The 16,250-nt window shown below is 35.3% G+C and carries 16 protein-coding genes; 9 read left to right on the top strand and 7 right to left on the bottom strand.

Going from position 1 to position 16,250, the window contains the following annotated elements; all coding sequences use genetic code 11:
* Positions 1 to 2 precede the first annotated feature (2 nt).
* The 3 genes from W7W_RS22155 to W7W_RS22150 are packed head-to-tail and all read left to right on the top strand — an operon-like array spanning position 3 to position 6,088.
* Positions 3 to 2,762 (top strand): Z1 domain-containing protein, encoded by a 2,760-nt coding sequence (locus tag W7W_RS22155; protein ID WP_010664001.1) that lies wholly within the window; start codon positions 3 to 5, stop codon positions 2,760 to 2,762.
* Positions 2,749 to 3,732 (top strand): PD-(D/E)XK motif protein, encoded by a 984-nt coding sequence (locus tag W7W_RS0112040; protein ID WP_010664000.1) that lies wholly within the window; start codon positions 2,749 to 2,751, stop codon positions 3,730 to 3,732. The genes W7W_RS22155 and W7W_RS0112040 overlap by 14 nt, the downstream gene beginning before the upstream one ends.
* Positions 3,722 to 6,088, top strand: coding sequence for an AIPR family protein (locus W7W_RS22150; RefSeq protein ID WP_010663999.1), 2,367 nt, complete (start codon positions 3,722 to 3,724; stop codon positions 6,086 to 6,088). Before W7W_RS0112040 ends, W7W_RS22150 begins: the two co-directional genes overlap by 11 nt.
* A gap of 430 nt (positions 6,089 to 6,518) precedes the next feature.
* On the opposite strand, the gene W7W_RS22145 is transcribed toward W7W_RS22150, so the two are convergent.
* From W7W_RS22145 to W7W_RS0112015, 3 genes are read right to left on the bottom strand one after another with little or no spacing between them, the layout of a single operon-like run.
* Entirely contained in the window at positions 6,519 to 7,034 is a 516-nt protein-coding gene (locus tag W7W_RS22145; RefSeq protein WP_010663997.1) for a hypothetical protein, read from the bottom strand.
* Entirely contained in the window at positions 7,021 to 7,746 is a 726-nt protein-coding gene (locus W7W_RS22140; protein ID WP_010663996.1) for an ImmA/IrrE family metallo-endopeptidase, read from the bottom strand. Before W7W_RS22140 ends, W7W_RS22145 begins: the two co-directional genes overlap by 14 nt.
* Positions 7,736 to 8,071 (bottom strand): helix-turn-helix domain-containing protein, encoded by a 336-nt coding sequence (locus W7W_RS0112015; RefSeq protein WP_010663995.1) that lies wholly within the window; start codon positions 8,069 to 8,071, stop codon positions 7,736 to 7,738. Before W7W_RS0112015 ends, W7W_RS22140 begins: the two co-directional genes overlap by 11 nt.
* Before the next feature lie 446 nt (positions 8,072 to 8,517).
* On the opposite strand from W7W_RS0112015, the gene W7W_RS0112010 reads away from it, so the two are divergent.
* From W7W_RS0112010 to W7W_RS0111980, 6 genes are all read left to right on the top strand, one after another.
* Positions 8,518 to 9,042: a hypothetical protein gene (locus tag W7W_RS0112010; protein WP_010663994.1), complete on the top strand. Its 525-nt coding sequence runs from the start codon at positions 8,518 to 8,520 to the stop codon at positions 9,040 to 9,042.
* A 12-nt stretch (positions 9,043 to 9,054) separates the two neighbouring features.
* Positions 9,055 to 9,255, top strand: coding sequence for an SOS response-associated peptidase family protein (locus W7W_RS0112005; protein ID WP_010663993.1), 201 nt, complete (start codon positions 9,055 to 9,057; stop codon positions 9,253 to 9,255).
* A gap of 339 nt (positions 9,256 to 9,594) precedes the next feature.
* Positions 9,595 to 10,509: a hypothetical protein gene (locus W7W_RS0112000; protein WP_025007222.1), complete on the top strand. Its 915-nt coding sequence runs from the start codon at positions 9,595 to 9,597 to the stop codon at positions 10,507 to 10,509.
* A gap of 93 nt (positions 10,510 to 10,602) precedes the next feature.
* Positions 10,603 to 11,010: a hypothetical protein gene (locus tag W7W_RS0111995; RefSeq protein WP_010663991.1), complete on the top strand. Its 408-nt coding sequence runs from the start codon at positions 10,603 to 10,605 to the stop codon at positions 11,008 to 11,010.
* 80 nt (positions 11,011 to 11,090) lie between these two features.
* Entirely contained in the window at positions 11,091 to 11,552 is a 462-nt protein-coding gene (locus W7W_RS0111990; protein WP_010663990.1) for an energy transducer TonB, read from the top strand.
* Positions 11,553 to 11,692: 140 nt separating this feature from the next.
* A complete protein-coding gene (locus W7W_RS0111980; protein ID WP_010663989.1) occupies positions 11,693 to 12,298 on the top strand; it encodes an SOS response-associated peptidase in 606 nt (201 codons plus the stop codon).
* Between the two features lie 136 nt (positions 12,299 to 12,434).
* On the opposite strand, the gene W7W_RS0111975 is transcribed toward W7W_RS0111980, so the two are convergent.
* From W7W_RS0111975 to W7W_RS0111960, 4 genes are all read right to left on the bottom strand, one after another.
* The gene (locus tag W7W_RS0111975; protein ID WP_010663988.1) at positions 12,435 to 13,016 is read right to left on the bottom strand and encodes a hypothetical protein; all 582 of its coding nucleotides are present in this window, start codon (positions 13,014 to 13,016) and stop codon (positions 12,435 to 12,437) included.
* A 121-nt stretch (positions 13,017 to 13,137) separates the two neighbouring features.
* A complete protein-coding gene (locus tag W7W_RS0111970; RefSeq protein ID WP_010663987.1) occupies positions 13,138 to 13,659 on the bottom strand; it encodes a hypothetical protein in 522 nt (173 codons plus the stop codon).
* A 37-nt stretch (positions 13,660 to 13,696) separates the two neighbouring features.
* Complete coding sequence (locus W7W_RS0111965) at positions 13,697 to 14,542, bottom strand: hypothetical protein (RefSeq protein ID WP_010663986.1); 846 nt, start codon at positions 14,540 to 14,542, stop codon at positions 13,697 to 13,699.
* 260 nt (positions 14,543 to 14,802) lie between these two features.
* Positions 14,803 to 15,993, bottom strand: a complete 1,191-nt coding sequence (locus W7W_RS0111960) for an ATP-binding protein (RefSeq protein ID WP_010663985.1) — start codon at positions 15,991 to 15,993, stop codon at positions 14,803 to 14,805.
* Between the last annotated feature and the right edge of the window lie 257 nt (positions 15,994 to 16,250).

Genomic DNA, 16,250 nt, shown 5'->3' with positions numbered 1-16,250 from the left:
TTATGAGTGAATTTTCAAGTGCAAGGAATATAGCCCACGTATTATTACAACAATACAAAAGAAAGGAAGTTACTTACGAAATCATTGCAACGGAAGTTAACAATCTTTCGTTAATGCCGGATTTCAAGAGTATTAATAAGGATGAATTAATAGAACAACTGGAGGCCGACTTTGAAGTTCACTCTAAAGAAGCGACATTATTAGTTGCCGAAGATGTTAAACCCTGGCTATATGATGAAAAAGTAAATATTAAGCCTGATTTATGGACCAGATATAAAATCTACATGAATCAGGAGAATGCTTCTTTTCCAATTGATACATTAGATGATATAACAGATAAAATACTGGATAAATGTGTTAATCCCAAAACCAAAGGACGTTGGGACAGACGTGGAATGGTTGTGGGAAATGTCCAGTCAGGAAAAACGGCGAACTATACCGGTCTTATAAATAAAGCAACTGATGCAGGGTACAAACTGATTATCGTTATAGCTGGTATTCATAATACGCTCAGAGGACAAACCCAGGGAAGAATTGACAATGGCTTTATCGGTCGTGATAGTTCTGATTTCATAAAACGGCAACGGAATAATAAAACAGGTGTTGGCCATATAAGTGCAGACACGGAAATCTATTCATTTACCAATGCAGATCCGGATGGAGATTTCAAAAAAAGTATTGCGACACGAATTAATGTTCCTATTGGAGGTCAAAGTCCCACTGTTTTAGTAATAAAGAAAAACAAAAGCATCCTTGAAAATTTAATTCTCTGGCTACTTGGATTTACAAATAAAGACGATAAAGGGGAATCTAAAATATTTAATGTTCCCCTGCTTTTAATTGATGATGAAGCTGATAATGCTTCAGTTAATTCAGGTACTGAACTTGATGTAAAAACCATAAACAGATTAATCAGGACTTTATTAAACCTATTTAACCAGAATACATTCATTGGATATACGGCTACACCTTATGCGAATATTTTTATTCCTTCCTCGTGGAGTGAGGATTTAGAGACTATAGTAAAGGATGTTAAGCTAAAAGTTGGTGAAGACTTATTTCCACGAGACTTTATTGTTAATATCCCACCTCCATCAAATTATATTGGCGCAACTCAGGTTTTCGGTTTTGAAAACGAAGATACAGGAGAAGTATATGAAGGACTGGATATTATAAGATTCGCTGAAGACCAGGAACCATATTTCCCCAAAAGACTAAACAAAACAAACAGAGATGAACTTCCTGATGATGTGCCAGCCAGCCTGAAAGAAGCTGTAAAGTCCTTTATTTTAACTTGTGCAGTCAGGCGTTTAAGAGGGCAGCAGTATAAACACAATTCCATGTTGGTTCATGTCGCTTTATATGTTGCATGGATTGACCGCGTTTCCTGGTTATTAAATGAAATATTAAGAGATTATATCCGGCAGATTCGTTCCGGACAAGGAAACTTATTGAATGAATTGCAAGAGCTGTTTGAGAATGACTTTGAACCAACGACCAATTCTGTTATACAAAAGATAGCTTACAGAGATCCAAAAATCAAAGCACATTCATGGAATGAGGTCAGGGCAGTTCTGGTTGAAGCTGCAACGAAAATAGAAGTAAGAGCAGTCCATGGAACGAAAAACACACGTCAACTTGAATATCATAAAATAGAAGACATAAAATATGATGATTATGAAAATGGATTGTCAGTAATTGCCGTTGGAGGTAACAGGCTCGCCCGGGGCATTACTCTGGAAGGCTTATCGGTGAGTTATTACCTGAGAACAACGAGGCTTTATGATTCCCTCATGCAAATGGGGCGATGGTTTGGTTACAGACCAGGCTATGTTGATTTATGCCGTTTATATACCACAGAGCAGTTAGTGAATTGGTACAGACATATTACATTGGCTACCGAAGAGATGCGTGCAGATTTTGATGTCATGTCAGCTCAAAATAAAAGACCTGTTGATTATAGATTGAAAGTACGAACACATCCTGGATTATTAAGTATTACGGGTGCGGGGAAAATGCGGGAACATGAGAAAATACAAATAGGTTTTTCTGGAAAAATCAAACAGACCTATCAGTTGATTAAAAGGCATGATGTTGTCAGAGCCAACTTTAAAGGTTTCGAAAATCTTCTTCATAGAATGGATAACCCAACTATTCGAAGAACAAAAAAAGCTAATAAGATCAACGGCATAATCTGGGAAAATGTATCGTCAGAATTAATTACAGATTTCATTGCCGGGTTCAACTCCGATTTACCGGATATCAGACCAGAAGTTTTAACAAATTATATAAATAAGCAAACCGAACATGATTCCCTCAAATACTGGACTGTTGCTGTAATCCTTAGCTCAGAATCCACACAGACTTTTGAATTTGAGTGTAAAAATGAGATAATCGAAGGAGGTTTACCAGAAAGGAATAGTGTTCCACCAAATAGTAAGGATTATTTCACCCTGCCAAAAAACAATATTCTGGATAGAAAAGACAGGCGGCTGGATTTAGACATTTCCGCACAAAATCCCAAAGAAAAAGAAATAAAAGAGGTTCGGGCCAAATCAGGAAAATCATTGTTAGTTATCTATCCTTTAAACTGGGAAAATGATAACAGCTTGGAACAGGGTATTCCATTAATTGGCTGGGGTATTGTTTTTCCAGAAATAAAAAATGAAGAAAAAGTTGAATTTGCTGCTCGTCCCCTTATTCCAGATTTCGAGGATGGACAAACAGATGATGATAATGACATAGAAAATGGAGGTAACTAATCTCAAAGAAATATGGAGTAGTCAAATTATAAACTCAGGTACAGGGGTTGTAAAAGAGAGAATTGATAATTTAAACCATTTCAATTGCTATTTAGGAACAATTCTAGCTTCAAAAGCCAAATTCTTTTCAGTTGAACTACCTGAAGGAGCTATTGTAAAACAGAGTTACCTGAAAAGGTTTACTGGTGTTGAAATACAGGTTTTACCCTCAAATGAATTGATATTAATCCTGCAGGAAAATGAACTTTCTGACATTTTCGTAATGTTCATTGATGATATTATTAGGTCGATTTCAACGGTTTATAATATCGATGATGCATTACTAAGGATTTCGCAAAGAGTTTTATACTGGAAGAGATTATTTGGTAAATTTTCCGGAGAAATGCTCACTCCTCAACAACAAAGAGGACTGTATGGTGAATTATTGATTCTGGAATTTCTACTTAAAGAAACTAAAAAGCATACGAAAGTTATTGAATCCTGGCAGGCTCCCGCAGGAACTAATCAGGATTTCTACTTTGGAGCTTCAGCTATTGAAGTTAAAACCTCTAAATTAAATAACCCTGCAATTAAAATTTCAAATGAATATCAATTAGATTCTTCTTTATTTAATAACCTTTTCATTGCTTTTATCCGGCTTGCAGAGTTACCCAGTGGTGCAGATACCTTAACTAATAAAATCAATGAGGTTAGAGATATTTTAAAATCAGATCCTCTGTTAATTAATGAATTCAACCTGAAGTTATCTTTTTTAGGGCTTAACCCAGAGATAGAAAATGAATACAATAAGACATCATACAATATAAGAAAGGTTACCTATTTACAGGTTTCAGATAAATTTCCCAAAATCATTTCGTCAATGGTAGACAAGGCAATCTCGCATATCAGCTACGAAATATCCCCCAACGACTGCGTTGAATTTGAGATTACTTCTGAAACCGTTATTAAAGAAATCTTAAATGCAGAATAAAAACATTGATTTTGAACTAGATACATTTATTCAAAACTTGTATCATGAGGTACAGTCATTGGTTTATGCCGATGAAAATGGTGATTCAAAAGAAAACAAATTTACAGAGTATGTTATGGAAACTCTTGCTGATGCAGGAGAAACAGACGGTATTAGGCTTTGTAGTTACATCAAGGAGAATAGAAATGAAAATATTCAATACAAAATTAATGGTTATGCAATTGAAGAAGGATATGAGAATATAGATATTTTTATTTCTTCCTACCGGGATACGAATGAACTTTACCGCCTGGGCAAGTCTGACTTTGAAAAACTTCAAAAATGGTCAACCGGCTTTGTAAATGCAGCATTAAAAGGCTATTTAGAAGACATTGAACCATCAACAGAAGCTTACGGATTAGCTACAATATTACATAAGTACCGAAAGGATATTATTCGGATTAATGTTTTTATTCTTTCAAATGGAGATATTCCACATGAGCCACCAAATAATTTTAAATTAAAGAGTCTTGAAGATATTCTTGTTGCATTTAAAGTATGGGATATAGAAAGGTTACACCGATTATCTCAGTCCAGAGGCAATAGAGAGCCCATCGAAATAGATTTTGAAGAATTGATGGGTGAAGTTATACCCTGTCTGGAAATGCCTTCTCAAAATGAATTATACGAATGTTACCTTGCAATTGTACCTGGAAGTATTCTAGCGAATCTTTACAGGAATTATGGGACAAGGTTGCTTGAAAGTAACGTTAGAGCATTTTTACAGCAAACAGGAAAAGTAAACAGGGGAATTCGCGATACAATAAGGTTTAATCCCCATATGTTTTTACCATATAACAATGGACTGGCAACAACAGCCCAGGAAGTAAAAACAAAGCTGAATAATGATGGTCAAAAAGTAATAACAGCAATTAAGGATTTTCAGATAGTAAACGGAGGACAGACTACAGCGTCATTATTTCATACAGCCAAAAACTATAAGGAAGCTAACATATCAGATGTTTTTGTCCAAATGAAATTGACTGTTATCAAGGATGAGGAAAAGAAGGATGAAACTGTTCCTTTTATTTCCCGGTTTGCAAACAGCCAAAACAAAGTATCCGAACTGGATTTAACTTCCAATAGTCCATTCCTGCAACGCCTGGAAGAACTGTCAAGGACAACTTATGCAGTTGATTCAGAGGACAGAAATAAACAAACTATATGGTTTTTTGAACGTGTAAAAGGACAATATAAGGAAGCCCTAAACAAAGAACCAACAAAAAGTAAGGAAAATGCATTTAAGTTGAAATTCCCTAAAAATCAGGTAATAATAAAGTCAGACGTGGCTAAGTATATGAATTTATGGCATGTAAAACCATATCATGTAGCCAAAGGTTCCCAGAAAAACTACACTGCCTTTATGCGTGATATTGATGCGGAATTTTCTAAAAAGAAACCCGGGAGAGTATATTGGGAAGATATTGTTGCTAATGCATTATTATTCAAGGCCACAGATAAGCTTTTTGGTCGAAAGAATCAAAATCCTATAGGGGACACAAATATAAAAGCTCCCACAGTAGCTTATACCTTATCTTACTTCCATCACATTACCAGGAATAAGTTAAACCTTGGTCTGATATGGAATAATCAGGTAATAGAAGAAGATTTACAGGCTGAACTAAAGAAACTTCTGATATTCGTGTATGATTTTCTCACGAATCTTGATGTTGCCTTGATTAGTGAAGCTGCCAAGAGCGAGAAGGTATGGGAAAAGCTGAAAGAAAAAAAAGCTGAAAACACTGATTTTGATGTAATTAAAAAACACTTAATAACAGAAGAAGAATTCAAATTAAGATATGATTCAAAATCGGATGAAGTCGCAGAAACAGAAAAATATAACACCTTAGAAGAAATCACATCCCTTGGTATGAAGTTTTGGGATGGATTATGCTTATATATGATTCGTACAGACTGTCTTACACAGGTAGAACAAAATTATGTATCAGTGATTAGAGGCAAATTAAAGAAAAATGGAAATTTTACTGATTCAGAAATAAAAAGAGGGGGTAGAATTATTTCCAAATTAAAAGAGCTTCAGTTAGATTTTGCAGATATTAGTTCAATCAGTAAATTGTCGGATTCAGAAACTTTCGATCCTTTAGTCATTTATAATAGATTAAAACTAATTGATAAAGAAACCTGGAAGAAAGTCATCGACATTGGAGAACAAACAGGCAAACTGTCTTTTAATGAGATTAGTGTTATTAAAACTGTCATATCAAAGGTTAAAACACAGGAAAACATTGATTTGAAAAGACTGGAAATTGTAAATAATGCATTGGATAAAATTAAAAAATTTGGAGTTAATATATAGATAAGCACCCTGGAAATTCCCCAATTTCAAAGCAATGGAGCAACAACCAACCCCGATAATAGAAATAATTGAGCTCATTTTGCTAATGGGCTCAATTACTTATTTCCTTGGGGCAGGTTTTCAGGTTTATATTCTGCGTAGAAACAGAACATCATTTTTAAAAAGTCTGGCGGTTATTCTAGTGACCCGGTGTTTGACAATAACGGCCTCATTTTTTATCTGGAGTTTCTGGAATTTTCCTTTCGATATAATGTTTTTCTTTGTTTTTCTGCCGGCTCTTTTGCCTGAGGTGATATTGAGCCCGTTAATGTTGAAATTGTTTGGGGTAAGGTTATCTTGAGTAGCACCTTTTTAATTCACAGGGATTCCCATTAAAACTGATCCTTTGAACCACAATAAATTCCTGAAGGAACCTGGATTGCCATTAAAATTAGTGCGACTTTCTGTATTCAGCGAAGGTTTTATTGGGCATTTTACTGCCTCTGGTAATCACATTATTGATGAAAATATCACATTCTTTTTCAGTAAGCAGTCCGGTCTCAAAAGCAGCCTCAATGAAATCCATAGTTGTCAGATAAGCAATTTCATTCTCTTCGCAATATTGTTTAATGTCTTTTAAATTACTACTGGCTAACACATCGCGATGAAATTTGCAATATGCCATACAGGCACTCTCTCCGGGACCAAATTTTTTCTTCAAACGAGCATATTCCATGATGACTTCCATATCAGATGAAAAATCCAGTTCCTTGAGGAGAGACATCTTTAATAAGTTTTCAATTTCCATTCGAAGTGGTCCTTTGAAAACCTCCAGAAATACATCCTTTACTATGTATAGTTGATTTGAAAATATTTGGGTCAGTAAGAATAGCCGTTCGCCTTTGGAAAAATGTATGATAACATCCGCATCAACGATTATTTTTTTCTTTTTATCAATTGATTTCATCGGCATTGGTGTTTGTTAAGGCATCAAAGCCGATGCTATTCATCAATTCCAAATAATGTCCCTCAGAGATTTTTTCTTTATCAAAAAGCCTCTTTGCTAAAGACCCAAAATCTCCAATAACAACATCTTTATTGCCTGGTCGATAAAGAGAGTCGTCATATCCATATTTTCTGGCAGATAGGATAATATCTGATTTAAAGTTATTGATTGTACTGGAAGAAATTAATCCCAGTTCTTTAAACCTTACCAGTAGTGCATTTCGTGAACAGCTGAAATAGTGTTCTACCTTTAAGATAGTTTCAAGTGAGATTTTGTCCTTCCCTAATTCGTGATCAGGTATTAAACTAATTATGCCCTCTTTAGGCATTAGCAAGTGTGCTGCAAATAAATCTGCCTGATATTCTGTGGAATCTTTCCTGTTGAACGTGCCGGCAGAACAGTGATGTGGGGTAAAGTTTTCCTGAATGAAAAGATGGTATAACTCATGGCTGATAGAAAAATGCTGTCTTCCCAGTGAATGGTTGGAATTAATAAGCATAAAACGAGCGTTTTCCACTTTTACAGCCATGCCGGAGAAGTTTTCGGAAAGAGGCTTAAAGAGTGTAATCACATTTAGCTTTAATAAAAGACTCTTTAATCTGATTGGGTCGAAGTTTGCAAATCCGTATTTTGCCCTGAATTCGGACGCTTCTTTCTCGATTTTATAGTGCATTTTCTAAACGCTCCATTTTTAAGTAATTCAGAACGATTTTTTTAAACGAGGCGATGTGTTCCAAATCCGACTCTGTGTTTTTACTTCTAAAAGCAAAAGCCAGGTTCAGATCTTGCATCTCTGGATTTTCTTCCAACAGATCAGACAATTCAACCCCAAATAAATCAGCTAATTTATTAAGCTCTGTTACGGAAATATCTCTTTCGCCTCTTTCATAATGAGATATTTGTACACGGGAAACACCCAGGTATGAAGCCAGATTGTCCTGAGTAAGGCCTTGTATATTACGTAAATTAGCAATATTTTTACCTATGGTTGCTTTCATGGTTTTAGTTTGTTGATGTGTTACAAAATAACGATTGATTTAATTAATACGCAATAATGTAACAAAGGTTTGATTGAATTTGTTCTCTATTTAGAATTTGTAAGCATAAAGCATTCTTTTTTTGCTGCATTCTTTGAGGATCTTTTGTAGCAGGCTAAATTGAAATTTTCCAACTTCTACTGGAATCTCCTGGAATTAGTTGGAATTTTCCGGGAATTGTTAAAGCATTTCCGGAAATGCCGGAGATATTTCAATTTTCCCAATCCCTCTTTCTTAATATGCATTTCCTTGTACTTTGTTCACAAAATTCATTTGTTCACGTTCTGTGAACGTTGCGATTTTGTGAACAGCATAATGAAAAATGGTTATTGGATAATCTTAAAAACCACATATAAGACTCCATAAAAAATGCCCATCTTTATACATTCAAACCATCGGAAATTTTTATGGATAAAGAGCACAGAGGCGTGGTAACCCAATTTAATGTAAACAAGGAATACGGATTTATTAAAGAAGAGTTAACCGGAAAGTCCTACTTTTTCCGGTATGAACGAAAAGAACAGATTTTGTGGGCCCGGCAAACAAAAGAGCCAACTTTGACTTGTCCTCATAAAGACGATGTGGTAACTTTTCGTTTAAGAACTTCCGATAATAAAGATCATGATTATCAGGCCTGCCACCTGACTTTTATTAAAAACCCAACCATTGAATCCATCAAAGAAAAGATGGCCCAGGGAGTAAAATTTTATGGACGGATATCTTTTTGTAAATCCCGGTATTTTATTAACGATACCAAAACCGGAATAGTCTTTCCGGTAAAGATCCTTAACAAAGAGAAAGACTATATGGATTTTGAACAACTGGACACCAATCCGGTTATGGAGTATATCCTGGAACAAAGAAAAAATCCGTCAACGGTTCTTGCCAGGCTAAAGCTCCCGGTTGGGGAGGTGCTGAAAAAACCAGTTTAAAACCCGAAAACCATGTGCTTCCGTACCAAAAACAACAAAACCTTCCAGCAGCATGAAGATCGTTTCAAAGCCAGGTTCCTGACACCGGAATGGTACACTCCGGATATTTTCAATGCTTTTACTTTTCCAGTCACTCCGGTAATTACCAATGATAGGAATGATGCCATTCAGGGCTTTTCCTGGGGACTTATTCCTCCCTGGGCGCTCCCTTAAAAGTTTGCTATAAGGGGTAACGTCACCGGAATTTTTGGATTGAATCAGTAAATCTCTTTTGGAAAAAGAAAACAAAAAAGCTAGTTTTACAGTAAACTAAAAAACTTTAAAACAAATTGGTTGCCCTGCCCTACATAAAGCATAAAGAATATTTGACATTCCTCTCCTTATCCGGATGGGGATTAATTGATAGAAAACATAAAGGTGTACAAAGCATTCAGAATTGGTATGTTTTGTGCACCTTTTTTTGGCAAACGGAATATAGCACTTTGAGGTGTGGTTATAGAAACGTTGCATGCAATTGAAAGCCAGCAACCAAGTACTTAAAAACAACATAAAATGATTACTAGATTTTATACTTTTCTTATTTCAATTACATTACTATTTAGTTGCAATATTTCTCAAGATAAATCTCGTGGGATTATGGTGAAAAAAGATATCCCAGAAAATATATTAAATAGATTGATTGAATTAGAATTAATCAATTCCTCTGATACTGTCTTAGGGTTATTTTATCACACTGCAAATGAGCCGAATAATATTTCAGAAGACTACACTTTTTTTACATCAAATAAATTATTGAGATATTTTCAATTTGGTGAAAAGGATGCCAAGATATATGTTGCACCATTTAACAAAACTCTCAGTATAAAAAGAGAAATTGACTCTGTCTATAATAGAATTGAAATTAATACCTTGATTTTCGACACAATTTTATTTAACAAATATGAACAGCGAGATGATATTTTCTATGACAATACTAATTTCTATTGCAATTATGGGACTCAATTTTCAAAACAAGAAACATTTTATCAACTTCTACTAGAAACATGGAAAAACAATAATGAGTATCTTTCATTGAAAGAAATAAATGACAAGTATTTTGATAAAAACGGCGAAAGAAAAGCGACTCCTGATAAAATTTTTGAAAGAGAAAAAATTCAATCAATAAAAGATAGATTAAAAGAACTTTCTATTGATGTAATTGATGAAGAAGATTATTTGGTAATTAATTATAATAAATCAATAATTCGAATAAGCTATTATTTTTATAGCAAGGAGTTTACGGTTTTAAAATTAATTGTAGAACCATTTCCAACTGATGACTTTGAGATGACAGGAATTGCAGCAGCTTATCCGACACATAAACTAAAAGAAAAAGTATTTCCATATTCAGAAAGGGGAATTACATATAAAGAAGTTTCTTTATCTAAAGAGAAATCTGAAAATGAAATTATTGAAAAATATTTTTAGAAATAACAACTGCATACAATCTGTATACGCCAGCCTTGGCATCCACGGCATATTGAGAGTTTTGTATTTTCTTCATTAAAAACAAACCAACCTATGAAAGAAGTAAAATTCATTATCTTATTATTTGTAATCATGGCAGCTACCTTTGCCCAAACAACAACGAAGACCCTTGCGGTAAGTTCGAAAATTACAAAAAGCACCGACGTTCTGGTCGAAAATTACAGGATAAAGAAAGCTGTCACTCTCTACGACTTAGCCCTGAACCTGAGTTATTTCCATCACCTTTCCAAGGGTTTTACGAGAGAGCACCTTACCCTTCCGGTGGTTTTGATTAACAACAAATATGTCGTTGACAACAAAATAGCAGATATCAAAATATCGGAAGTGAATGAATATACATTTAAGTCTGGAGTTGTTGCCAGCGTTTTATATGGTTCCAAAGGAAGGTATGGTGTGTTATCCGTGAATTTAAAGGGAGAGAGTGCTGATGAACAGGAATAAACATCATGCGTCCGAAAACAACGGCGAGTAACCTATAGCTGGAATATTAGTTCTATCTCAGAGAATTAAAATATTTTGCAATGAACCTTTTTAAAATTTGTATTCTAATAATTGCACTTGGATATTCAGAAGGAATCTATTGTCAGAAAGATTCAACTTATTGTGATTGTTTACCTGATTCAATTAATGCGTTTACGTGGTATGAAGAATTACCCACATTTCCAGGCGGATCAGAAGCGGTTTCGGAATACATCAAAGAAAGTATAAAATATCCTGAAGAAGCAATAGGCAATTTACTTGAAGATAGAGTTTACGTAAGGATTTGTATTTCTGAGACTGGAAAAGTTGAAAATGCTGCGATATCAAAGGGGAAATATGAAATGTTAAATAAAGAAGCATTAAGAGTGGTCTCTCAAATGCCTGATTGGAAGCCAGCTTTTTTAAGAGGAAGAAGTGTTTGCTGTCCATATACCTTACCTGTAAATTTTAAAATAGATAGAATTACGAAAAGAAAAATACGACAGGAAAGGAGAACAAAATGATTGGTAAAACAGCCATCCTTCTTCAGGCGGGCAATCCACAGCATATTGAAGGTTTAGTTTTATCCTCTCCCATGCTTTCAAAATGATACAACGCTTTACATTAGGTATAAGCCTACACAGCAACGTTTAAAAGATGAACCATGTGTTTCAGAACCAAAAACAATAAAACCTTCAAGCAGCTTGAAGATCGTTTCAAAGCCAGGTTCCTGACACCGGAATGGTACACTCCGGATATTTTCAATGCGTTTACCTTTCCGGTCACTCCGGTAATTGCCAATGACAGGAATGATGCAATTCAGGGTTTTTCCTGGGGCCTCATTCCGCCATGGGCGAAAGACACCAATATCCGCAAAAGCACTCTCAATGCCAGGCTGGAAACACTTGATCAAAAGCCATCTTTCAAGCCGTCACTTTCCAAACGGTGTATGATCCTTGCCGATGGTTTCTATGAATGGAAGTGGCTGGATCCGAAAGGAAAATCCAAACAGAAGTACCTTCTAACACTGCCGGAAGAAGAAGCTTTTGCCTTTGCGGGACTCTGGAACGCCTGGACAGATAAAATCACGGGAGAATCTCTGAATACCTATACCATCATCACAACCGCTGCCAATGAGCTGATGAGTGAGATTCACAATACAAAAAAACGGATGCCGGTAATTTTAAATTCAGATGCTGAAAGAGACTGGCTCGGTGGGGGAGAGCTGGTAATGCAAAATGATTTTTTGCAGGCAGTTCCGTCTGAATAATCAAATTTTGCAAGTTTCAAAAATATGTCATAATTTTATATCGGGTTAGGGTTAAGGTTGAAAGGTCTGTCGGAATGCCGACAGACCTTTCTTTTTATTTTTTAATTAGAAACCATATATCAAATATAGTTGCTGGTTATCTTTCTACTCTCTTATCTATCATTTTCCCATCTTTGAAAGTTAACTCCCAAATTTCCGGCGCCCATGTGGTTGGAGGTGGAAAAACAGTGTTTAATTGAAAATTATCTTCATTAAGGTTTGGGTCATTCCCTAAATCTTTAACCTTCATTTTGAAATACCTATACTCTTCAGGGTAATAAGTTTTCATCAACTTAATTATGGACTCATTCGAAAGTTTAAATGAAGGAAAAAAAGGATCTTCACAATTAAAATATACACAAACCGGATGCCCTTCAATATCAATTATCATATGCGTATAGCCACCCACAAAAAATGAAGCACTAGTAATATATGTAATGCTATAATTTAAACAAGAGGAATCCTTCATGGAAACACCTAAATAAAGGACATTATTTTGAAAGTTATCTCCTGTATCAACAGTCTGGAAATACTCTAAAATTTGTTCTTTTAACTCATCATTACTAACAATCCATGAAAAACTTTTATCCCTATCCTGTTCCTGATCTTTTTCTTTCTCAGTACAAGAAGCAAAAAGCAAGGATGAAACCAATAAACCAATAAATAATTTTCTTATCATACTCCTTTTAGTTTATAAATTCCTATAAAATCTTGAAAAATCCAATTCCGAGGCCGGCATTCTCAAGCGGGAAGACTTTTCACTTTTTCAAAACGGGAACCGAGTACTTCTATTCATGAAACTAATCGAATCTATCTTCTTTATTTATAAGTTTATCCCCCTTGAATGTTAACACTCTATATCGATCTCGCGAGGTAGGCGGCACAGGCCATTCACCATTTTCTTGATAATATGCATATTCTTTGGGAAAATAGCGCTTACAATACTGCATTATTTCTTCATCTTTTATTCTGAAAAAGAATTCTGAAGAGTGCATCATTTCTTCTATCTCCACAGGAATGTAATCTTCACCGACTTGGACAAAAAAGGCAATTGCATGATGGTAAAAAAGCAAAGGTCCCCCAAAATAATCAATCCTATAAACCACGGTATCTGTATTAAGATACTTAATCGTAAGATAGGGATGAGAATTTGATTCTCTACCACTCGGAGGATCAACTTCTTCCATGAAACTGATAATTTCTTCAGTTAAATCTTCATTTGAAATATCCAAAGTCCGAATAGATAAAATCTCTTTTTTTGATTCAGTGTTGCAGGAAATACCAGTGAATAAAATCACTATGCTAATTATATATCTTACCATATCATTAATTCTTCATTTCAACCCGGTTTGTCAGATTTCATAAATAATATTTATCATCCTGAGGATACCAATTAAAATGCAGAGAACATAAATATCTTAAATAATGGTACAGTCGGTATTTATACTTATAATTTCTGCTCCGACTATCCATAGCACAATGATCGGATAAAACATAATAAACAGTTTCTTTATCTTTTTCACTTATTTCATATAGCCAACTATTCAAATTGAATTTACAGGAAATATCAACTGGCCTTATCTTATTAAAAAATTTAATGAGTTTCTTGCGTTCACGATCAGTTAAGACTATCGAATCACTCCGAACAAATGAAAGACCGGTTTTATCCTCAGACTGTCCAAAATAGCTAAACAACTTGATTGAATCCGTATAGTCCATAAAGTCAATTACACAGTAATCATAAATACTGTCTTGATCCGAAATTGGAAAGGTCAATCTTACCTTTTTGTCAACCTCGTTTTGAAGTCGGTTGTGGTCAATCTGCAAACGGTTTTGGATAAAGGAGAACAAAAAATCGTCTGACAGTGATAAACTGTTAAACCTGCCAGACAATGAATCCTTTCTGCCGGTATTTTTATAATTTATATTTTCAACCAGCCAAATTCCTTTTTTATCACGAACATGGTACCTCACCAAATCATCATAATCCGCTTGACAATCAAGAGCAAAATTGAAAAAACCATCTTCTACAGTCCTTAAGTGAATGCAATCCATTGCGTCTCCATGCTGAAAAAAAATCTTTTCCAAATAAACGACTGTTTTTATGGTATCTGGTGAGTTTTGCTGAGCAAAACACTGGCCTATTCCAAAGAAAAACAGCAAAAGACTAACGAACAAAGCTTTGCCGGTAATCATTTTCTCCATAAGAACAAATATTTCTATACGAGCCAACCTAAATTAATTGTTCTATTTTTAACACTTAAAGATGGGTTTAATTTCATAATTTTTACTCAAAAAAGAAATAAATTGATTGACTATTAACCCAAAGGATATTAATTAAGTCTAGACATCACCTAAATTGCTATCATTGCATGATAGCTTCAAAAACTAAGGCTTCTCTTTGCAGATTTTAAAAGATTTTGTCTTCGGAACTCCTGTTATATATTCTTCACATTTTCTTTCTCTCAATACAAAAACCCAAACATCCACAACGGAATCTTGCGCAAATGCCCCACCTCAATTCCATCAGCAACCACATATGAGTTGTCAAGGTGCTTAACCTGCTTGTTCGTTTTTCCACGTCCACCAATCTCAAAAACATAGTCCTTGTAAGCAAAGTCCCCTTCGGGAGTATATTTCATTGGTTCCAATACCCCCAGTTGATTAATAAAAAAGCTCTCCCTCACATTTCCAATATTGGGATTCTCAGAAGCTAATGCATATTGGAGGTTGGGATGATGCATATAAATCTTCTCGGGCTTTTGTAATGCCCCAATTCCTTTTGTATCTGCATAGAGGCATTTTATCACTCTTATATCTTCCAGGTAACGAATGAACTGCACCAGACTGTTACGACTGACACCAATGCGTTCACTTAGTTTGGAAATATTAGGTTTAAACGGTACGGATTCTGAAATAACATGCAGGAGCAATCTTATTTTCTCTACACTGGCAAAACTAATATCGTGAGAAGATGGTAAATCAATACTCAAAGCCAGTGAAATGGTTTCAGATAGCTTTTGGTGGTATAGTTTATGGGCTTCTTTAAAATAAGGGTAGTAGCCATATTCAAGGAAATCAGAAAAATGGGCAAGAGGCCGTATTTTTTCTATAATTTGCAATGCCTGATTGGTGTGGTTTTCCAGTAATTCCTCAAAGCTGACTGGCTCAAAATTTGTTCCCTGCGTAAAATTCAGATACTCCCGAAAGGATAATCCGGCCAGCTCATACATAACAGCTCTCCGACTTAAATCTCCTTTGGCCTGATTCAGGTGTATCAACGAAGAGCCTGTGAAAACAATCTTAAGATCCGGCTGATCATCATAGATATTCTTCAATTCCTGAGACCAGTTCTGATAACGATGTACTTCATCCAGAAGCAGATATTTTCCCCCTTGAATGACAAATTGTTCAGCAAAATCGACAAGCGTATTTTCCGTAAAATACAGATCATCCAGACTTGCATATAGCGTCTGATTATCCTGTGGCAGAAATTCTTTGGCATATTGGAGCAACAGTGTTGTTTTTCCGGCCCCGCGGGCTCCTTTAATTCCAATCAGGCGACTGTCCCAGTCAATTTTGTCTGCCAGGTATCTCTTAAACTGAGTTGGTACCCGGTATAGTTTCTGATATGATTTCTGAAAAAGCTTCTCCATATTGTTTCGGTTATTAAACAAATATATGAAAAAATGCTTTCTGTAAAAAGCATTTTATAGCAATTCATCTAAAAAAAAGCCGGCCCCTTCCGGAACCGACCCTTGCACGGTGGAGGCAAAGCCCCCTCCGCAATTCAAAATTAATGATTATTAGACAATTCTGTCCTAAATAAATATTTTGAATGTACTGACTGGCTTGATAGGGGCTGACCTTGGCAGGTAAGCCTAAAAACAAGGTTGTTTTATCGTAAAATCGT

Origin of the sequence: Marinilabilia salmonicolor JCM 21150 (assembly GCF_000259075.1) — a bacterium.
GTDB classification, from domain to species: Bacteria; Bacteroidota; Bacteroidia; order Bacteroidales; family Marinilabiliaceae; genus Marinilabilia; species Marinilabilia salmonicolor.
The sequence above is the reverse complement of the archived record's forward strand: the minus strand, read 5'-3'. Positions and strand labels throughout refer to the sequence as shown.

What these genes read in the sequence shown, in the direction of transcription:
- W7W_RS22155 (WP_010664001.1), top strand. Translation starts at nt 3, where the DNA reads ATGAGTGAATTTTCAAGTGCAAGGAATATAGCCCACGTATTATTACAA.
- W7W_RS0112040 (WP_010664000.1), top strand. Translation starts at nt 2,749, where the DNA reads ATGGAGGTAACTAATCTCAAAGAAATATGGAGTAGTCAAATTATAAAC.
- W7W_RS22150 (WP_010663999.1), top strand. Translation starts at nt 3,722, where the DNA reads ATGCAGAATAAAAACATTGATTTTGAACTAGATACATTTATTCAAAAC.
- W7W_RS22145 (WP_010663997.1), bottom strand. Translation starts at nt 7,034, where the DNA reads ATGAAATCAATTGATAAAAAGAAAAAAATAATCGTTGATGCGGATGTT.
- W7W_RS22140 (WP_010663996.1), bottom strand. Translation starts at nt 7,746, where the DNA reads ATGCACTATAAAATCGAGAAAGAAGCGTCCGAATTCAGGGCAAAATAC.
- W7W_RS0112015 (WP_010663995.1), bottom strand. Translation starts at nt 8,071, where the DNA reads ATGAAAGCAACCATAGGTAAAAATATTGCTAATTTACGTAATATACAA.
- W7W_RS0112010 (WP_010663994.1), top strand. Translation starts at nt 8,518, where the DNA reads ATGGATAAAGAGCACAGAGGCGTGGTAACCCAATTTAATGTAAACAAG.
- W7W_RS0112005 (WP_010663993.1), top strand. Translation starts at nt 9,055, where the DNA reads ATGTGCTTCCGTACCAAAAACAACAAAACCTTCCAGCAGCATGAAGAT.
- W7W_RS0112000 (WP_025007222.1), top strand. Translation starts at nt 9,595, where the DNA reads ATGATTACTAGATTTTATACTTTTCTTATTTCAATTACATTACTATTT.
- W7W_RS0111995 (WP_010663991.1), top strand. Translation starts at nt 10,603, where the DNA reads ATGAAAGAAGTAAAATTCATTATCTTATTATTTGTAATCATGGCAGCT.
- W7W_RS0111990 (WP_010663990.1), top strand. Translation starts at nt 11,091, where the DNA reads ATGAACCTTTTTAAAATTTGTATTCTAATAATTGCACTTGGATATTCA.
- W7W_RS0111980 (WP_010663989.1), top strand. Translation starts at nt 11,693, where the DNA reads ATGTGTTTCAGAACCAAAAACAATAAAACCTTCAAGCAGCTTGAAGAT.
- W7W_RS0111975 (WP_010663988.1), bottom strand. Translation starts at nt 13,016, where the DNA reads ATGATAAGAAAATTATTTATTGGTTTATTGGTTTCATCCTTGCTTTTT.
- W7W_RS0111970 (WP_010663987.1), bottom strand. Translation starts at nt 13,659, where the DNA reads ATGGTAAGATATATAATTAGCATAGTGATTTTATTCACTGGTATTTCC.
- W7W_RS0111965 (WP_010663986.1), bottom strand. Translation starts at nt 14,542, where the DNA reads ATGGAGAAAATGATTACCGGCAAAGCTTTGTTCGTTAGTCTTTTGCTG.
- W7W_RS0111960 (WP_010663985.1), bottom strand. Translation starts at nt 15,993, where the DNA reads ATGGAGAAGCTTTTTCAGAAATCATATCAGAAACTATACCGGGTACCA.